Annotated in this window: 15 protein-coding genes; 9 read left to right on the forward strand and 6 right to left on the reverse strand. The window is 60.2% G+C overall.

Going from position 1 to position 15245, the window contains the following annotated elements; translation table 11 throughout:
* Nucleotides 1-19 precede the first annotated feature (19 nt).
* Complete coding sequence (locus SB753_RS00550; protein WP_408422930.1) at nt 20-163, forward strand: hypothetical protein; 144 nt, start codon at nt 20-22, stop codon at nt 161-163.
* Here the strand turns inward: SB753_RS00550 and SB753_RS00555 are convergent.
* Nucleotides 155-721 carry a TetR family transcriptional regulator gene (locus SB753_RS00555; RefSeq protein ID WP_410798470.1) on the reverse strand — a complete coding sequence of 189 codons (567 nt, stop codon included), beginning with the start codon at nt 719-721 and terminating at the stop codon, nt 155-157. The two genes, SB753_RS00550 and SB753_RS00555, sit on opposite strands and share 9 nt — an antisense overlap.
* 82 nt (nt 722-803) lie before the next feature.
* Here SB753_RS00555 and SB753_RS00560 point away from each other — a divergent pair, with 82 nt between their 5' ends.
* Nucleotides 804-1697 (forward strand): SDR family oxidoreductase, encoded by an 894-nt coding sequence (locus tag SB753_RS00560; RefSeq protein WP_410798472.1) that lies wholly within the window; start codon nt 804-806, stop codon nt 1695-1697.
* A gap of 72 nt (nt 1698-1769) precedes the next feature.
* Here the strand turns inward: SB753_RS00560 and SB753_RS00565 are convergent, their stop codons facing one another.
* On the reverse strand, nt 1770-2498 hold the full coding sequence (locus SB753_RS00565) for a YoaK family protein (RefSeq protein ID WP_204521317.1): 729 nt from the start codon (nt 2496-2498) through the stop codon (nt 1770-1772).
* Nucleotides 2499-2533: 35 nt separating this feature from the next.
* The gene (locus SB753_RS00570) at nt 2534-2941 is read right to left on the reverse strand and encodes a DoxX family protein (protein ID WP_087750725.1); all 408 of its coding nucleotides are present in this window, start codon (nt 2939-2941) and stop codon (nt 2534-2536) included.
* Between the two features lie 388 nt (nt 2942-3329).
* Between SB753_RS00570 and SB753_RS00575 the strand changes: the two genes are divergently transcribed.
* Nucleotides 3330-3758 carry a DUF1810 domain-containing protein gene (locus SB753_RS00575; RefSeq protein ID WP_410798474.1) on the forward strand — a complete coding sequence of 143 codons (429 nt, stop codon included), beginning with the start codon at nt 3330-3332 and terminating at the stop codon, nt 3756-3758.
* A 105-nt stretch (nt 3759-3863) separates the two neighbouring features.
* On the opposite strand, the gene SB753_RS00580 is transcribed toward SB753_RS00575, so the two are convergent.
* The gene (locus tag SB753_RS00580; RefSeq protein WP_020067584.1) at nt 3864-4163 is read right to left on the reverse strand and encodes a hypothetical protein; all 300 of its coding nucleotides are present in this window, start codon (nt 4161-4163) and stop codon (nt 3864-3866) included.
* Nucleotides 4164-4484: 321 nt separating this feature from the next.
* Nucleotides 4485-4805: a hypothetical protein gene (locus SB753_RS00585; protein ID WP_087750724.1), complete on the reverse strand. Its 321-nt coding sequence runs from the start codon at nt 4803-4805 to the stop codon at nt 4485-4487.
* Between the two features lie 790 nt (nt 4806-5595).
* Here SB753_RS00585 and SB753_RS00590 point away from each other — a divergent pair.
* The 3 genes from SB753_RS00590 to SB753_RS00600 all read left to right on the forward strand — a co-directional run bounded on the left by SB753_RS00590 (nt 5596) and on the right by SB753_RS00600 (nt 9407).
* Nucleotides 5596-6747 (forward strand): porin, encoded by a 1152-nt coding sequence (locus tag SB753_RS00590; RefSeq protein WP_410798475.1) that lies wholly within the window; start codon nt 5596-5598, stop codon nt 6745-6747.
* 896 nt (nt 6748-7643) lie between these two features.
* Entirely contained in the window at nt 7644-8102 is a 459-nt protein-coding gene (locus SB753_RS00595) for a hypothetical protein (protein WP_408130626.1), read from the forward strand.
* A gap of 81 nt (nt 8103-8183) precedes the next feature.
* Nucleotides 8184-9407, forward strand: coding sequence for a porin (locus SB753_RS00600; protein WP_410798477.1), 1224 nt, complete (start codon nt 8184-8186; stop codon nt 9405-9407).
* A 73-nt stretch (nt 9408-9480) separates the two neighbouring features.
* Here SB753_RS00600 and bamA read toward each other — a convergent pair whose 3' ends face one another.
* Nucleotides 9481-11790: an outer membrane protein assembly factor BamA gene (gene bamA, locus SB753_RS00605; RefSeq protein WP_410798479.1), complete on the reverse strand. Its 2310-nt coding sequence runs from the start codon at nt 11788-11790 to the stop codon at nt 9481-9483.
* A 336-nt stretch (nt 11791-12126) separates the two neighbouring features.
* On the opposite strand from bamA, the gene SB753_RS00610 reads away from it, so the two are divergent.
* The 3 genes from SB753_RS00610 (at nt 12127) to SB753_RS00620 (ending at nt 15124) form a co-directional block, all read left to right on the forward strand.
* A complete protein-coding gene (locus tag SB753_RS00610) occupies nt 12127-12303 on the forward strand; it encodes a hypothetical protein (RefSeq protein ID WP_410798481.1) in 177 nt (58 codons plus the stop codon).
* Complete coding sequence (locus SB753_RS00615) at nt 12296-12685, forward strand: hypothetical protein (RefSeq protein ID WP_020067592.1); 390 nt, start codon at nt 12296-12298, stop codon at nt 12683-12685. Before SB753_RS00610 ends, SB753_RS00615 begins: the two co-directional genes overlap by 8 nt.
* Before the next feature lie 153 nt (nt 12686-12838).
* Complete coding sequence (locus tag SB753_RS00620) at nt 12839-15124, forward strand: LPS-assembly protein LptD (RefSeq protein WP_410798483.1); 2286 nt, start codon at nt 12839-12841, stop codon at nt 15122-15124.
* The last annotated feature ends 121 nt before the right edge of the window (nt 15125-15245 follow it).

The following is a 15245-nucleotide window of genomic DNA, read 5'->3' on the forward strand; positions in this document are numbered from 1 at the left end:
TATTCGCTACGGGCTCACCATGCTCCTGAGGGTGGTGCCTGACGAGGTCGGCCCGCGCTCGTTTCCGGAGACGAGCGGCGGGAAAGGCGTTCACGTCGGCGTACCTTTGACGCGCCGGCAAGGATGGAGCAAGACCGCCAATTTCGAGGTGGCTTCAGAGTGAAGCCAGCGTCCGCAATCGCACAAGCGCTTCGCTCACGATCTCGCCGTATGCGCGCTCTTCGCCGTCGGCAATCCATTGGCCAAACGCGACCCGGAAAACTGCAATGCCCGCCTCGGCGACGAGGCTCGCGTCAGGCTCCTGCACACCGCGCAAACGCAGGGCGTCGGCGAGTGCGCCTGACAGCGTCGCCAGTTTGATCAACTCCCGCTCGTGCAACTCTGGATTGGCGGCGATCACCGCATGGCGCACGCGTGCGTAAGGTCGGCGCTCAGCGGTGAAAAATTCGCCGGCGGTTGCAAGAGCCGCGGCGACCGCGTCGATAGCCGATGCGTCGGCCGGCGCTTGCGCGAGCGCATCGACCATCGTCTGCTGCAACTGCTCGGAGCCTTTGAAAAGGACCTCGCGTTTGTCGGTGAAGTAGCGAAAAAACGTACGCGCCGTCAGGCCGGCACGCTGGGCGATGGCGGCCACCGTCGTGCCCTCGAAACCGACTTCCTTGAACAGCTCGATCGCGGCGACAAGAAAGCGCTGCTCTGCGTTGGGTTCCCAGCGACCCATGATCCCTTCCAGAAAGGTGTTGACACTGTGTGACATCATAGCGCTATACTGATGTCACTCAATGACATCAACGGAGCATGCCATGCGAATTCTTGTCACTGGCGCGTCGGGTTGGATCGGATCCGCGAGCGTCACGGAACTCATCGACGTCGGTCATCATGTGCTCGGCCTCGCTCGCAACGATGAGGCTGCCGCGAAGATCGCCGCGCTCGGCGCCGAAGTGGTGCGCGGCAGCCTCGACAATCTCGACAGCCTGCGTGTCGCGGCCACGATGGCCGAAGGCGTCGTGCATCTCGGCTACAACCACGACTTTTCGCAAATGGCAGCGGCGGCCCAGACCGATCGCGTGGCCATCGAAACATTCGCGGATGTGCTGACAGGCACGGGCGGACCGCTGCTGATCGCGTCCGGTACGCTCGGCCTCGCAACGGGGCGCGTCGGCATCGAGAGCGACACGCCGGCCCCGGACGGTCATCCGCGCCTCGCCAATGCAGCATATGTGCTCGGCCTGCGGGAGCGTGGCATCCGTTCGATGGTCGTGCGCTTCGCACCCACGGTGCATGGCGCCGGCGGGGATCACGGATTCGTCGCGGTACTCGCGAGAATCGCGCGCCAAAGCGGCGCGTCGGCTTATATCGGCGACGGGGAGAATCGCTGGCCCGCAGTGAACCGGCTCGACGCCGGCAAGCTGGTGCGCCTCGCGATCGACAAGGCGCCGGCCGGCTCGGCCCTGCACGCAGTCGCCGAAGAAGGCGTCGCCACCCGCGAGATCGCCGGCGCGCTCGGCCGGTTCCTGAACGTGCCGGTCGAGTCGATTCCCGCCGATCAGGCGCAGTCGCGATTCGACTGGCTCAGCATGTTCTTCGGTGCCGACATCCCCGCGTCGAGCGCCCACACACGCTCGCTGCTCGGTTGGGAGCCAGTTCATCCGACGTTGCTCGTGGACATCGCGGCGGGACACTATCCGGGGCAATGATCAAGACTTTGGTTTGCGCTACGCACGCCAGTCAAACCGTCGAGCGAAGGCCTGCGGCTCCGAAAGCGCGAGTCAGCGGCCGCGCGCGTGCCACGCGCACGAAGCGAGTATGCATAGCGCCACGAGCGGCAAAAGCAGCGCCCAGAAAGAGGCGATCAGAAAGCCCGCAGCACCCGCACTGGCGCCGATCGCGAACCCGGCCACGGGCGGCAGGGTTCGCATGAGCCGTGTGCGCGCAGTCTGACGGCTCTTGATGTCGCGCCGGGAAGTCAGCAAGTCGAAGGCGTCGATCACGGCTTGAGTCACGTTGCCCGTCATCACCGTGTTTGCGACGACCGAGCGCGCGGTCAGGCGTCCGTGCGCGTTCTGCACGCCCATCGCGGCAGCGCCGAGCAGGCCGCAGGCAATTGCAATCGGCGTATCCGGACTGGTGACGGGCGCAGCGACGACGCCCGCCACCATGAACCCGGCGAGCAGCGCGGCTTGCATCACATACAGCGCAAACGCGCGTGTGCCGTGACTGCGCGGCGACAACAGGTTGTACAGCACGCGCGCCGCGATGATTCCGCAGACAAACGCAGGAAACGCCAGCCATTTGATCAGCAGGCCCTGACCGGCACCTGCCAGCCCCGAGCCAATAAGGATGAAGTTGCCCGTGACGTGTGCGGTGAAAAGGCCGAATAGAGCGATAAAGCCGAGTGTGTCGACGTATCCCGCGATCGACGCGAGCCAGGTGTCCTCACCCGGCAGATGGTCGAGTGCTGGGGCGGATGCGTCGCGTGTGAGTGTCGTCTGGGGCATGGCGTGGTCGGGGCTGGGAAATGATGCGGCGCGCGTCAGGCTTGTCCGCGCGAGGGTGCTCGCGGTCGCATGGCGATCCGGTAACGTCCCGCGCCGCCGATGGCGACGGTTCCGAACAGAATCAGAAGCATCCACGCGAACTGTGCTTCGAAGAGCGTCCATTCGCGATGCACGAAGCCGAGTGCGATCGCCGTGACAACCAGAATCGGCAATGCGGCGAGCCGCGTCGCGATGCCGGCGATCATCAGAAGCGGGCAAGCCACTTCGGCGAAAAGCGCGAACCAGAAGGTCAGCGTCTTACCCATGTGCAGCGGATCGTCGATCGCGTTTAACTCCTGCGAGTAGTGCAAGGCTTTCGGCAAGCCATGCACCAGCAACACGAGGACGCTTGCGCTCACGCGCAGGAACAGCAGCGCGGCATCGGTCGGCGAAAAGCGCGTCACGGGCGAGCGCCCGATATGGTCGAGGTGGCACGTCGCAGACGAGCGGACCGGCGGGGCAGGTTCATGTCGATTCCTTAATCGTTCAGCGCCGTAGGCGGCTGTAGTGTCTCAAACCGACAGACTACAGAACGCGGCCTCCGAAAGTCCTTATGCGAGCATTAACAGTTCTTAATTTTGCTTTATGGTGCCGCCGGCGGGACGTCACCATGCCGCCGCCAAGGCCATCGCATTGGAACCTGTCAATCAGAAAGCGTTTCGGCGTGCCGAAGTCGGGCACTCGTAATGCTTGGGATCCATGGGCGAAAGCACTAGCCGAAAAACCGTGCCCGCCCTCCAATCAAACTCTGTGACGGGCGTTTCTCGTGACACGCACGAAGGAGGCATGGCTATGGTCGACCGATATGATTTGCAACGTTTCGTGGACGCGCAGCAGCCGGTGTATGCCCAAGTGACGGACGAACTACGCGCCGGCGACAAGCGCAGCCATTGGATGTGGTTCATCTTTCCGCAAATAGAGGGAATCGGCAGCAGCCCGGCCGCGCAGCGCTACGCGATCTCCGGGCTCGACGAGGCGCGCTCCTATCTCGCGCATCCGCTGCTTGGTCCACGTCTGCGAGAGTGCACGGCAATCGTCAACGGTATCGAAGGCAAGACGTTGGATGAGATCTTCGGCTACCCGGACAATCGAAAATTCTGTTCGTCGATGACGCTGTTTGTGCGCGCCGCGCAAGACAACGCGGTATTCGAATCGGCGCTTCGCAAGTACTGCGACGATAAGCCGGATCCGCTCACCGTCGCCAGGTTGCCGCACGACTGATCGCGGGCAACAGCGGGCGGCGAGGCGGTGGACTGCCTCGCGCGCGGATCGGCAGACGGTTGTGCTGCGCGACCGCGTGACAAGCCGCCAACGGGTGTTCGCGTATTACCGGTTATCGAGCGGGTGAACCCCGGCGAGCGGGCTGCCGTATCCGCCCGATTGCGGGTTGTTAGGCAGCCCGTTGGACAACTGGGCGCGGGGATCCGTGACCTTGAGCGGCAGTTCGCCGGCCTGCCGGTTACCGTGCGTCGGATACTCACTGCCGAGCGGCGCGTCGGGAGTCAGCGCGAGCGTATTAAGCGGCGAGTTAACGTCGTCGCGCGCGGACATATCCGCGTGAGCTTGCGAAACGGGAAGGGCGGTGAGGGCGATGGCATAACCCATGAAAATAAGCGCGGTACGCATGCTAGGACTCCGGTGAGAACTGTGCGGGGACGGATCTGCTGGGATCCATAAAGACTTACGCAGGCATTGGCCCGGCGGATGCAAAAACGTCGTCGCAGACGTCGCCGAAGTAAGCGGTTTACGAAGGCGAGTGCAACGACTCGTGGGGCGCTATGCCGATCGTGCGCACTTCAAAGCCGATTGCACCAGCGGCCCGAATGGCGGCGTCCAGCGTCTTGAACTGACGCACTTACCGGGGATCGGTGTCCCGCGCCGTGCGCAGCTGGACCTGCATGTGGTGGCTCTGTCGGCTGACCACAGTTGCATGCGTCGCCGCACGCGTCAGACACCGCCGGTGACGAGGGGCAGCACGGTAAGATCAGGATGCGTGCCGTCGACGATGCTGCGCCCAACGTGCACGCCCTCGCCGAGAGCCTCCTCTTTGCTACCGAAACTTTCTTCGCCGTCCGCGTGAAACCGCACTGCATGTCCCGGAATCGTCGGATCGATGCCCGGATGACAAACGTAGCCCACATACGTGTAGCGGTTCTCCACCGCGTTGGACGCATTAACTTCGCCCGGCGCATTTTTAAGGAGCGGCTCCACGTGAATCTCGAAGCCCTCGTACTCGACCATTTGCCAAGCTGCGGTTTCGTCGCGCATAGCCGCCTCCGTCTTCGTCGCGCATATAGAAAAGTCTAGGTGATTTCATCGCCATGCGCGCTGATGGACGGCTACGGCAAAACCATTACTGCTTGATGGTGCCGAGCCGAGTGAGCGGCGGCACCTCGCCGACGCAAGATTTTGTAACTGCCGCCGCTTTCCCACTGAGTATTCGACGCTTTGCGCCACCACGAACTCGCTACACCCGCGTTGTTTGTGAGCCACGAGACGAGGAGAAAGATGATCGATACCACTCACGCAAACAGTGCAATGCGGCACAGCATCCGCCGGATCATGCTGATTCCAGCCGTGACGATACTGTTCAGTATGCAGGGATGCGCGACCTCACTCGAGACCTTCGGTCTGGGCGCAGGCGTTGGCATTGTCAGTGTTTTCGGCTTGCTGGGCTGCGCGATAGGATGTCATTGACCTTCCCAACGATCGGCACCCGGAAGCAGAAATGGAAAGATGATTTAATAATTCAAAATAATAAAACCCGCTTGATTGGCATCTGAAAGATTAAGCAAGGAAAGTTATTCCATGGCGACTTGACGTCGCGCTTGCCGATCACTAAATTCGCCACGTTCGGTTCTTTCTCCACGATTCCACGCAGAGAAGGTGTTGCGCCGGACTCGGGGCTATGTGTTCGCACATAGCCCTTAATTATTTGTTTTATTTTGGCATGCTAACTGTGTATTGATTAGCAAACACTTTTATTGAAATTTCAATTGATCAATGTATGCTGCGAACCCGTAATGCTTTTATCGGAACTTCAATAGAAGGAACAAGTATGAAAAAGACAGCATTGACTTCGGCGTCTCTCGCACTGCTGGTCGCGGCAGGATCCGCGCATGCACAGAACAGCGTGACCTTGTATGGCGTGATCGACGCCGGTATCGGCTACGTACATAACGCCGATTCCGGCAGCAACCTCACCGGCATGCTCAACGGCAACCTGAGCGGCGACCGGTGGGGCCTGAAGGGGCAGGAAGAACTCGGCGGCGGGCTGAAGGCGATCTTCACGTTGGAAAACGGCTTCGACGTCGGTACCGGTAAGCTCGGTCAGGGTTCGCGCGAGTTCGGACGGCAGGCATTCGTCGGGCTGACCGGCGCTACGTGGGGTACGGTCACTGCAGGCCGCCAGTACGATCCGATCGTCGACATGGTGCAGGGCGTCACGGCAGACAATTTCTTCGGGTCCGCCTTCGCGACGCCGGGCGACGTCGACAACAACGACAACAGCGCTCGTGTGTCGAACGCGGTCAAATATGTGTCGCCGACCTACGGCGGCCTGCAGTTCGAAGGCCTGTACGCATTCAGCGGCGTCGCGGGCCAGGCGGGTCAGGGCTACACCTACAGCGGTGCGGTGTCGTATTCCAACGGTCCGTTCTCGCTGGCCGGCGGCTACCTGCGTGCGACGAATGCCTCGGCGACCGGTGCGCGCACGAGCTGGGCCAGCAGCACGACGGATTCGATCTTCGACAGCCATATCAACGACGGTTACGTGACGGCAAAGTCGGTCAGCATCGCGCAGGTTGGCGGCCAATACGTGATCGGTCCCGTGACGCTCGGCGCTTCGTATAGCAACACGCAATTGAAGGGCGACGCCTCGTCGACCTTTACAAGTACCGAGAAGTACAACAGCGGTAAGGCGTTCGTTGCGTACCAGGCTACGCCGGCACTGGTCGCGGGCGTCGGCTATGCGTACACGGCGGCATCCGGCGATACGTCCGCGCATTACGACCAGGTCAGCATCGGCGCGGACTACAACATCTCGAAGCGCACCGACTTCTACGCAGTTGCGGCTTACCAGCACGCGAGCGGCACGCAGCGGCTCGCGGATGGCACGACGCAGGACGCCCAGGCTTCGATCGGTTCGTATGGCTACAACGGCACCGATTCGCAAGCGCTTGCGATCGTGGGTATCCGTCACAAGTTCTGATTCGGCCAACTCGGCACGCGTTGCGCTGCCAGTATCGGCGACAAGCCAGGACGCGCGTAGTCGCGCAAGATTGAACAGGTCTTGCGCGACTACGCGCGCCGTTTCCTTCGCGCGAGCATTTGTGCATGCCTAGTCGGATATGGCTCAGATGCCCGCGCAGTTGCCGCCCTCCTGAACCGAACCGGCGATGTGCGGTGCGTCATGCGGCGGCTGCGATCAAATGCAAAAGCCTCGCAGGCATTGGCCCGCCCACAGTTCTCCTGCGACGATCTTCTCGCGTAAGGTCTGAACGACAGCCTGCTGTGTCGTTTCGTTCATCGTCATCGGCATCATTGGACGCTGTCGAGTGTAGCTACGCACAACTCACGGCACTCCGCGCGAAATAGCAACTTGCTAGTTAGTTTCGATGACATCCAATCTGTTTATCGCCCGGGGTGTTTCGCTTTTGCTTCTGCGCAATCACGGGCGGCAATTGGGATACCAACTTATCCCGGCTCGATGCGGTTTTCAACGCGGGCGAAAGATAGTGGAAGGGCAACTGGATGGCTTTCACACCGACGATTCGCCACCCGTCACACGTTTACCCGTACTTTTCAAAACCCTGCGTAATTTCTATCTTCGTATCCCAAGAAGGTGACGAGGACAGTTTTAAGATTTCCTGCAACCTATCTGATTGGCCCGCGCTCATCGCGGCCGTTGCATAAGTCGGCATTCCTGAGTCCTGCGAGAGCTGGTGGCCTTCGCTTGTGCGCCCGCTCGCGCATCCGGTGTGATGGCAGAGCGCGCTTTTCGGCGCGCTCACAAAGGGGGTAGACGTGGGCAATTTGAATGTAAGCAGAAGCGAGCTGAACCGGACAGATCTGCCATCCGCGTGGATATGGCCAAGCCGGCAGGCAATGCTTCGCGCCGGTGTTGCGGGCGGATTGCTCGGCGCAGTCATTATCTGGATCTACGAGGCGTTGATATGGGTGGGTGCACAGCATCTGATGCCGCTTGCCGGCATTCCGCGCAACGCAACGGGCCTTGTGTTCGGCAAGGCGGTGCAGGAGTCGATCGGCGTGTGGGCCTATGTGGTGGGAACAGGCATTCACTTCGTATTCGCGATTGCCTGGGGCGTGCTGTTCGCCGCGATCTGGCCGTACTTCCGCCGACGCGGCGTTGAAGCGACGCTGGTAGCCCTCGGCTATGCGGTGCTCGCGTGGATCGTCATGCACGTGGCCATCATGATCGCTTCGGACAACCACCCAAATTACTACGACCCCGCGGTGATCATCGGCGGATTCATGTCGCACATCTTTTTTACTGTGCCGCTCGCTTTGACAGTGAAACGCCAGTTCGAAAGACAAGCGCAGTAACGCGGCGGTTTTGTCCAACCGCCGCGAGCAGTGACGCAAAAAAGCATTTCAACAAAGACGTAGCAACTGGAGATCTGGAGAATGAAAATAAGTCTTAGGCGAATCGACGCCGTGCTGTTCGGTGCAGCAGTGACGGCCTCCGTACCGGCCCTCTCGCAAAGCAGCGTGACGTTGTACGGTATCGTCGATAACGGCCTTTCCTACACCAGCAATCAGACTTCTACGCTCGGCTCGACGAGCGGGGGCAAATCCGCTGTCAAGCTCGCGCCGGGGGTGTGGGCTGGAAGCCGCTTCGGTCTGAAGGGCGGGGAAGATCTTGGCGGCAACACCAAGGCCATTTTCCAGCTGGAATCGGGTTTTAACTCGGGCACGGGGGCACAGCAGTACACCAATGCGATGTTCGGCCGCGAGGCGTGGGTCGGTGTGACCAACCCGGCGTACGGCACGTTCACGGCGGGACGCCAATATGCGTCGTACTACCAGATGCTCTCACCCTACAGCCCGACAACGTGGCTCACCGGCTACTACGGTGCGCATCCTGGCGACATCGACGGGCTGGATACCATTTACCGTGCAAATAACACGCTGGAGTACACCTCGCCCAAGCTGTACGGATTGACTGTCAGCGGTTCCTATTCGCTCGGCGGCGTGGCGGGCAGCACGAACCGCGGCTCGACGTGGTCGACGGCGGCGCAATATGCGTTGGGTCCGATCGGCCTTGCGGTCGGCTTCTCGCGCATCAATAACTCGACGTTGGGCGGCGGCACCTGGGGCGCCGATTCGACGACCACGAACGGCGGCTCGCAGATCGGGGTATCGGCGCTGACGAATGGCTATCAGACCGCACAGGCGCAACAGCGTTTCGCGGTGGGTGGCGGCTATACGTTCAATAGCGCGTGGGACGTCACGGCCACGTACTCGAATGTCCAATACATTCCGGGCACGGGTTCGAAGTTCCACGACACGGCGATCTTCAATACGGGTGGTCTCGTGTTGCACTGGAAGCCGATGGTTGCATGGGACTTCGGCGCGGGCTACAGCTACACGCGTGCTACCCGCGCGAACGGCATTGAGGACAGCGCGCAGTATCACCAGTTCAACCTGTCCCAGTACTATTCGTTGTCTAAGCGTACTGGCCTGTATGCACTGGAGGCCTATCAGCACGCGAAGGGCAAGACGCTTGGCACCAACGGCGCTGGGCAAATCATCGACGCGACCGCGACGCTTGGTGACGGCTACAATTCCGCGCCTTCGTCCACAGGCAATCAGTTTGCTTTCGGCGTGGGCGTTATTCACCGCTTCTGACCGTTTCTAGCTGAGTGTGTTGTTGCGAGAGAAGCCGGGCTGCTTTGTCAGCCCGGCTTTCGCGCAATTAACGTTAGAACGATGTGCCGATCTGAAACTGAAACTTCTGGTACTTGTCGGTAGCGTGTTTGACGACCGGGAAGCCGAGCGAAAGTTTGAGTGGGCCAATCGGCGATATCCATTCGAGTCCCGCGCCATAGCTGTAGCGCAAGCCATTGGCGCCCGTACTGTTACCCTCGTTGCCCCATACATTGCCGGCGTCGAGGAAGGTGAACACGCGCAACGTCCGGTCCCATCCTGTGCCAGGCAATGGGAAAGTCATTTCGACGTTGGCCACCACCATTCGCGAGCCGCCGATCGGATCGCCCGTTGTTTTGTCGGTCGGGCCGAGCGAGCCCGATTCATAGCCGCGCACCGAGCCGATCCCGCCCGCGTAATAGTTCTTGAAAATCGGATACGCCTTGCCGGCAAATCCATTGCCGTAACCGCCCTGAAGATTCATACCCAGAATGAAGCCGCGCGAGAACGAGTAATAGTACTGGGCCTGAACGTCGGTCTTGTAGTACTCGGTGCCTCCAGCCGGCGTGCCAATTTCGCTATTGGCCTGCACGAAGTAGCCGCGGCTCGGCACGAGTGCGCTGTCGCGGTTGTCACGTGCCCAGCCTGCTGTAATTGGCACGTTGTTGACTACGTTGCCGAATTCGGCAACGTAGTCTTTGTAGCTCTGTGGCGTCGAGGAATCCGTGCGCAACCGGTTCTGCTCTAGCCCCAAACCGAAATAGACAGTGTCCGCTTCGGAGAACGGAATACCGAACTTCAGATCCGCGCCCACGGTGACAATGCGAAAACTCGTGTCGGTATAGTAATAGAGCGGATAGCTGGTGCGGTAGTACACATCCGTAATCCGCTTGATGCCGTCCACGGTGAAGTAGGGGTCGGTTTGCGTGAGGGAAAGCGTACGGTAAGTCTTTGCCGTGTTCACATTCAGAGCGAGACTCGTGCCGGAGCCGAATACGTTGTCCTGTGAAATGCCGGCCGAAAGCACGACTTTGTCGGTGGATGAGAAGCCCGCGCCGAGCGTAATAGCGCCGGTCGGCTTCTCGTTGACCTTGACGTCCACATCCACCTGGTCCGACGATCCTTCTACCGGCACGGTGGTCACATCGACATCGGTAAAATAGCCGAGACGATTCACGCGGTCTTTCGACAACATCAACCGGTTCGAGTCGAACCACGAACTCTCCAGTTGACGCATTTCGCGGCGTACCACTTCGTCGCGCGTGCGGGTGTTGCCGGTGACGTTGATATGGCGCACGTACACGCGGCGGCTCGGGTCCACCTGCAACGTGAGATCGACCGTATGGTGCTGCTGATCGATCTTCGGCAGTGCGTTCACCGTGGCGAACGCATACCCATATTCGCCAAGCTTATCTACTACCGCCTTGGTCGCGGCCTGCAGTTTTTCAGCGGAAAAGCGCTCGCCGGGTTTGATATTGACGAGCCTGGTCAGTTCACTTTCACGGTCGAGCAGATTACCCGCCAGTTTGATGGACGAAATGGTGTATGGCTCGCCCTCGTGCAACGTGACCGTCAGGTACATCTCCCTCTTGTCCGGCGTCAGCGATACCTGTGTCGACTCAATGTTGAACTCCAGATAGCCGCGATTCAGGTAGTACGAGCGAACGTGCTCGAGGTCGCCGGTAAGCTTGTCCTTTGCATATAGATCGTTCTTCGTGTACCACGAGAACCAGTTCGGCGTGGACAGCTGCATTTCGTCGCGCAACGTGTTCGTATCGAATGTGCTATTACCGATGAAATTGATCTGCCTGATCTTGGCGCTCGGGCCCTCGGCCACGGAGAAGAGGATCGCGACGCGGTGACGGTCGATTGGAGTAATCGTCGTGGTGACTTCGGCGGCGTAATAGCCGCGCGTCAGATACTGGCGCTTCAATTCCTGTTCCGCCTTGTCCACCAGTGCCTTGTCGTAGGAGCGGCCTTGCGACAAGCCGACAGCGCGCAGCGCCTTCGTCAGATTTTCCTTGTCGAACTCGTGAATACCCGCGAAGTCGATCGTTCCCACTGCTGGGCGTTCCTGCACATGCACTGTGACGACGTTGCCTTCCGTGGAGATACGTACGTCGTTGAAGAAGCCGGTGGCGTACAAGGCGCGAATTGCTTCGGAAGCCTTATCTTCTGTGAACATTTCTCCCTGTTTGATCGGCAGGTAGGCGAAGAGGGTACCGGGTTCGATGCGTTGCAAGCCTTCAATCTTGATGTCCTGCACGACGAACGGCTCCGCGGCGTGAGCCGGGCTAGTTGCCAGCGTAATGCCGGCGAACGAAAGCGCGCCTGCTAGCCGGCTGGTTAAGGCTCGAAAATTCATCTTGGGTTTCTGGTCCTGATACAGCGCACAAAGCGCAGATGAGAACGCTCGAAGGCAAGCAACGCTTTCGAAACGGCGGTCTTTGGCTCTGGAAAGCGCGAAGTATAGGGACGTGTGCCGCGCCTGACGTTACTGAAAACTTTCCGCCCCTTATGGCTGATGCGCCATACGATACGGCGGCAGGCGGCCGCGCGAGGACTTGTGCGACAGGCGTAGAAATTGTGCGTTACACAGATGAAGGAAGCGTAGGGCGCGTGTAACCCGGCGGCGCATTCACGCTGCTATTGTCAGATCGGCGATTGCGCCACCCGCATAACGCGATCTGGAGGGTTGGTCATGATGGAATATTTTTCACCGGCAGTGGTTGCGGCAATCTTGCGCGTCAGTTCGTCGCCGATCTTTTCCGCGCGCCTCGCTATGGTGTCGCTGTTGGTTCGCCGCGATGCATCGCGTCATGAGGTCGGCACCGTGGAGCGAGCCCGCGCTATGGGAGAGGACGCAACCCGTGTCTGACATTTCGGCTTTCTTGCTCAATTCGATTACCGACATGCAGTTAACTGCCGATGGTCAGTACCTTCTGATTCACGGCAATCAGCCCACGGCCGCGTTGCATCGCTCGGTACTTAACGATCTGCTCGTGGCGCTGCCCAATGCAATAGAACACGCCGACCGCGTAGCTCATAACGATCAGCAGATGGGCTTCGCGCTGCAGTGCCAGGGCTGGGAAGTCGGCAGGCTGAACGGCATGGGAATGGTGGTGATCCGCTTTCATCTATCGGCGAATGCGGGACTGTCCTTCTCATTGCCCGCCGACCAGATTCCCTATCTGCTGCAAGCGCTTGGCGGCGTGGTGGCTGCGGAGGAGCCTCGCGCCGGCGGCACGACGCTGCAATAGCGCCGCGCCGTTTGCCGGCGCATTGGCGACACATTGCCGGCATCGACGCGACTTCTCTCGCATCGCTGCGTCCTTCATTCTTTCCTATCGTTACCTCATTTGAAACTACGCAGTGTATTTCGGCGCTTTCGCTTAAGGCCGCTCGTTTCCCTGATGCTCTTCACCGCCGGCTACATACCGCTTGCCGGTCACGCGCAATTGAGCGGCACCTCGGCACAGCCGGAATCGGTGGATGGCCCATGGGGACTGCGGCTCGCGCCGCAACTGACCGAGCAGCCCATGCGCGCGGAAGATCGGCCGGCAATCTCGGCGTTCGCCGACTCTGTCACGGCCACGACGGACACCGACGTATCGCTCAAGGGACACGCGCAGTTGCGGCGCAACGTGTCGATCGTGAAGGGCGCCGCGTTGCATTACGACGTAGATGTCGACAAGGCCGATGCCTATGGCAACGTTCAGCTTGTTCGAGATGGCAACGTGTTCGCTGGACCTGACGCGCATTTCTACGTGGACGCGAATGAGGGCTATATCAGCGTGCCAAAGTATAGGTTCCATCTGACCGGAGGCTGGGGCAGCGCCCGGCGTATCGATCTCGTGGATAAGGAGCGCTCGGTCGTGCATCACGGCACGTACAGCACCTGTCAATGCGAATCGCAGCCGGCGTGGTACGTGAACGCGTCCGAGTTCGATATCGACACAGGTACTGACGAGGGTATCGCTCATAACGGCGTGCTGTTCTTTCAGGGCATACCGCTGCTCGCGAGTCCGTGGCTTTCGTTTCCGCTGTCGGGCGCGCGACGCAGCGGCCTGCTGCCGCCAACTTTCTCGATGAGTTCGACCAATGGCGTGGACGTGGCGCTCCCGTACTACTTCAACCTCGCGCCCAATTACGATCTCACGCTGACGCCGCGCATCATGACGCGCCGGGGCGCGATGCTCACAGCGGACTACCGTTACTTGCGCCCCAACGATTCGGGCTCCCTGTCCGTGGCGTTTTTGCCGCACGATGCGATTACCAGGACGCAGCGCTATTCGATTGCGCTCAAGGAGAACTGGAGCTTCGGCTCGGGCTTTGGCGCATACGTCAATTACAACCGCGTCTCCGATTCCACGGTGGTGACCGATCTCGCCTCCGGCGTCGCCTTTCCGACGGGTTCAACCACCCTATACCAGCAGGAAGCCGGACTGACCTATTCCGACGGCCCGTGGACCGTACTGGCTCGAGAGCAGCGCTGGCAGTCGTTCTCCAGTGACTCGACTTATAACCGCGAGCCGCAGGTCAATGTGCGGTACGCACGCTATAACGTGGCCGGATTCGACATCGGCGCGGAAGCGGATGCGACACGCTTCACGATCTCGTCGTCGGATATGACGCAGGGCAATCGTTTCGTTTTCAACCCTTACGTGAGCTATCCGATCGAGCGGCCGGGCTGGTTCATCACGCCGAAGCTCGCATGGCATTTCGCCGCATATGATCTGACGTCCATCGGATCGGACGTGCCTGCAGGCGAGCCGAAATCGTTCAGTGTCAACGTGCCGACGTTCAGCCTCGATTCGGGCATGCGCTTCGAGCGAAGCGTTCGACTTTTCGGCCAGTCGTACATTCAGACGCTAGAGCCGCGTCTGTTTTATGTGTACACACCTTATCGCAACCAATCCTATGTTCCGCTATTTGACACCGCCACAGCGGACTTCGGGCTCGCAGAACTCTTCATGGCAAACAGCTTTGTCGGCAACGACCGAGTGTCCGATGCAAATCGGGCGACGGCAGCATTGACCACGCGTTTCATCGACCCAGCGAGCGGCGAAGAGCGCGCGCGATTCGTGCTCGCTGAACAATATGACTTTCGCACGCCGCGTGTGACGCTGCAGTCGGACGACGCGATCAGTACCGTTGCGCGTACCGGAATCATTCTGGGTGCGTCGTACAAGGTTGGGCCGAATCTCAGCGCGGAGCAGGCCGTTGAGTACAGTCAGGCCAATCATTACCTCACGCATGCGGAAGCCGGATTTGGTTGGGCTCCCGGCGCACATCAGGTGCTGAACGTGGCGTACCGCTACACGCGCGCCAACAGCACGCTCGATTACCAGCCGGTCAATCAGTTCATTGTTTCGGGGCAATGGCCGCTTGCGCTTAATGTGGCGAGTGTTGCGCGCGTCAACTACGACATGAGCACGCATCGTCTGATTGCCGGCTTGCTCGGAGTTCAGTACGACGCCGATTGCTGGTCGTTCGGGGTTGCGTTTGAGAAGTACACCAATGCCACGAGCTCCGCGACGTCGCCGAGTACCGGCACGCGGGCGCTCATGCAGCTTCAGTTAAAGGGCGTTTCGCAGGTCGACAATGGTTTGCTCAATCAGTTTCGCGCTAACGTGCCGGGTTTCACGCCGACATCGACGGTGGAAGAGCCCACCTCGCGGTTCAGCGATTATCAGTAGAGGGCAGGACATGTCTCGGTACAACTGGCACGCGCACTCGGCGGACAGGGCTATGCGACCGCAAGTTCGCGCGACCATGCTCTCGTTATGTATCTGAGCGCTACGCCGATCGATTACCGTG

It is taken from the genome of Paraburkholderia sp. SIMBA_053 (genome assembly GCF_046534895.1).
Lineage (GTDB): Bacteria > Pseudomonadota > Gammaproteobacteria > Burkholderiales > Burkholderiaceae > Paraburkholderia > Paraburkholderia caledonica.

Bases quoted from the DNA above. Each gene is read 5' to 3' on its own strand.
- SB753_RS00550 (WP_408422930.1), top strand. From the start codon at position 20: ATGCTCCTGAGGGTGGTGCCTGACGAGGTCGGCCCGCGCTCGTTTCCG.
- SB753_RS00555 (WP_410798470.1), bottom strand. From the start codon at position 721: ATGGGTCGCTGGGAACCCAACGCAGAGCAGCGCTTTCTTGTCGCCGCG.
- SB753_RS00560 (WP_410798472.1), top strand. From the start codon at position 804: ATGCGAATTCTTGTCACTGGCGCGTCGGGTTGGATCGGATCCGCGAGC.
- SB753_RS00565 (WP_204521317.1), bottom strand. From the start codon at position 2,498: ATGCCCCAGACGACACTCACACGCGACGCATCCGCCCCAGCACTCGAC.
- SB753_RS00575 (WP_410798474.1), top strand. From the start codon at position 3,330: ATGGTCGACCGATATGATTTGCAACGTTTCGTGGACGCGCAGCAGCCG.
- SB753_RS00580 (WP_020067584.1), bottom strand. From the start codon at position 4,163: ATGCGTACCGCGCTTATTTTCATGGGTTATGCCATCGCCCTCACCGCC.
- SB753_RS00585 (WP_087750724.1), bottom strand. From the start codon at position 4,805: ATGCGCGACGAAACCGCAGCTTGGCAAATGGTCGAGTACGAGGGCTTC.
- SB753_RS00590 (WP_410798475.1), top strand. From the start codon at position 5,596: ATGAAAAAGACAGCATTGACTTCGGCGTCTCTCGCACTGCTGGTCGCG.
- SB753_RS00595 (WP_408130626.1), top strand. From the start codon at position 7,644: ATGCTTCGCGCCGGTGTTGCGGGCGGATTGCTCGGCGCAGTCATTATC.
- SB753_RS00600 (WP_410798477.1), top strand. From the start codon at position 8,184: ATGAAAATAAGTCTTAGGCGAATCGACGCCGTGCTGTTCGGTGCAGCA.
- bamA (WP_410798479.1), bottom strand. From the start codon at position 11,790: ATGAATTTTCGAGCCTTAACCAGCCGGCTAGCAGGCGCGCTTTCGTTC.
- SB753_RS00610 (WP_410798481.1), top strand. From the start codon at position 12,127: ATGATGGAATATTTTTCACCGGCAGTGGTTGCGGCAATCTTGCGCGTC.
- SB753_RS00620 (WP_410798483.1), top strand. From the start codon at position 12,839: ATGCTCTTCACCGCCGGCTACATACCGCTTGCCGGTCACGCGCAATTG.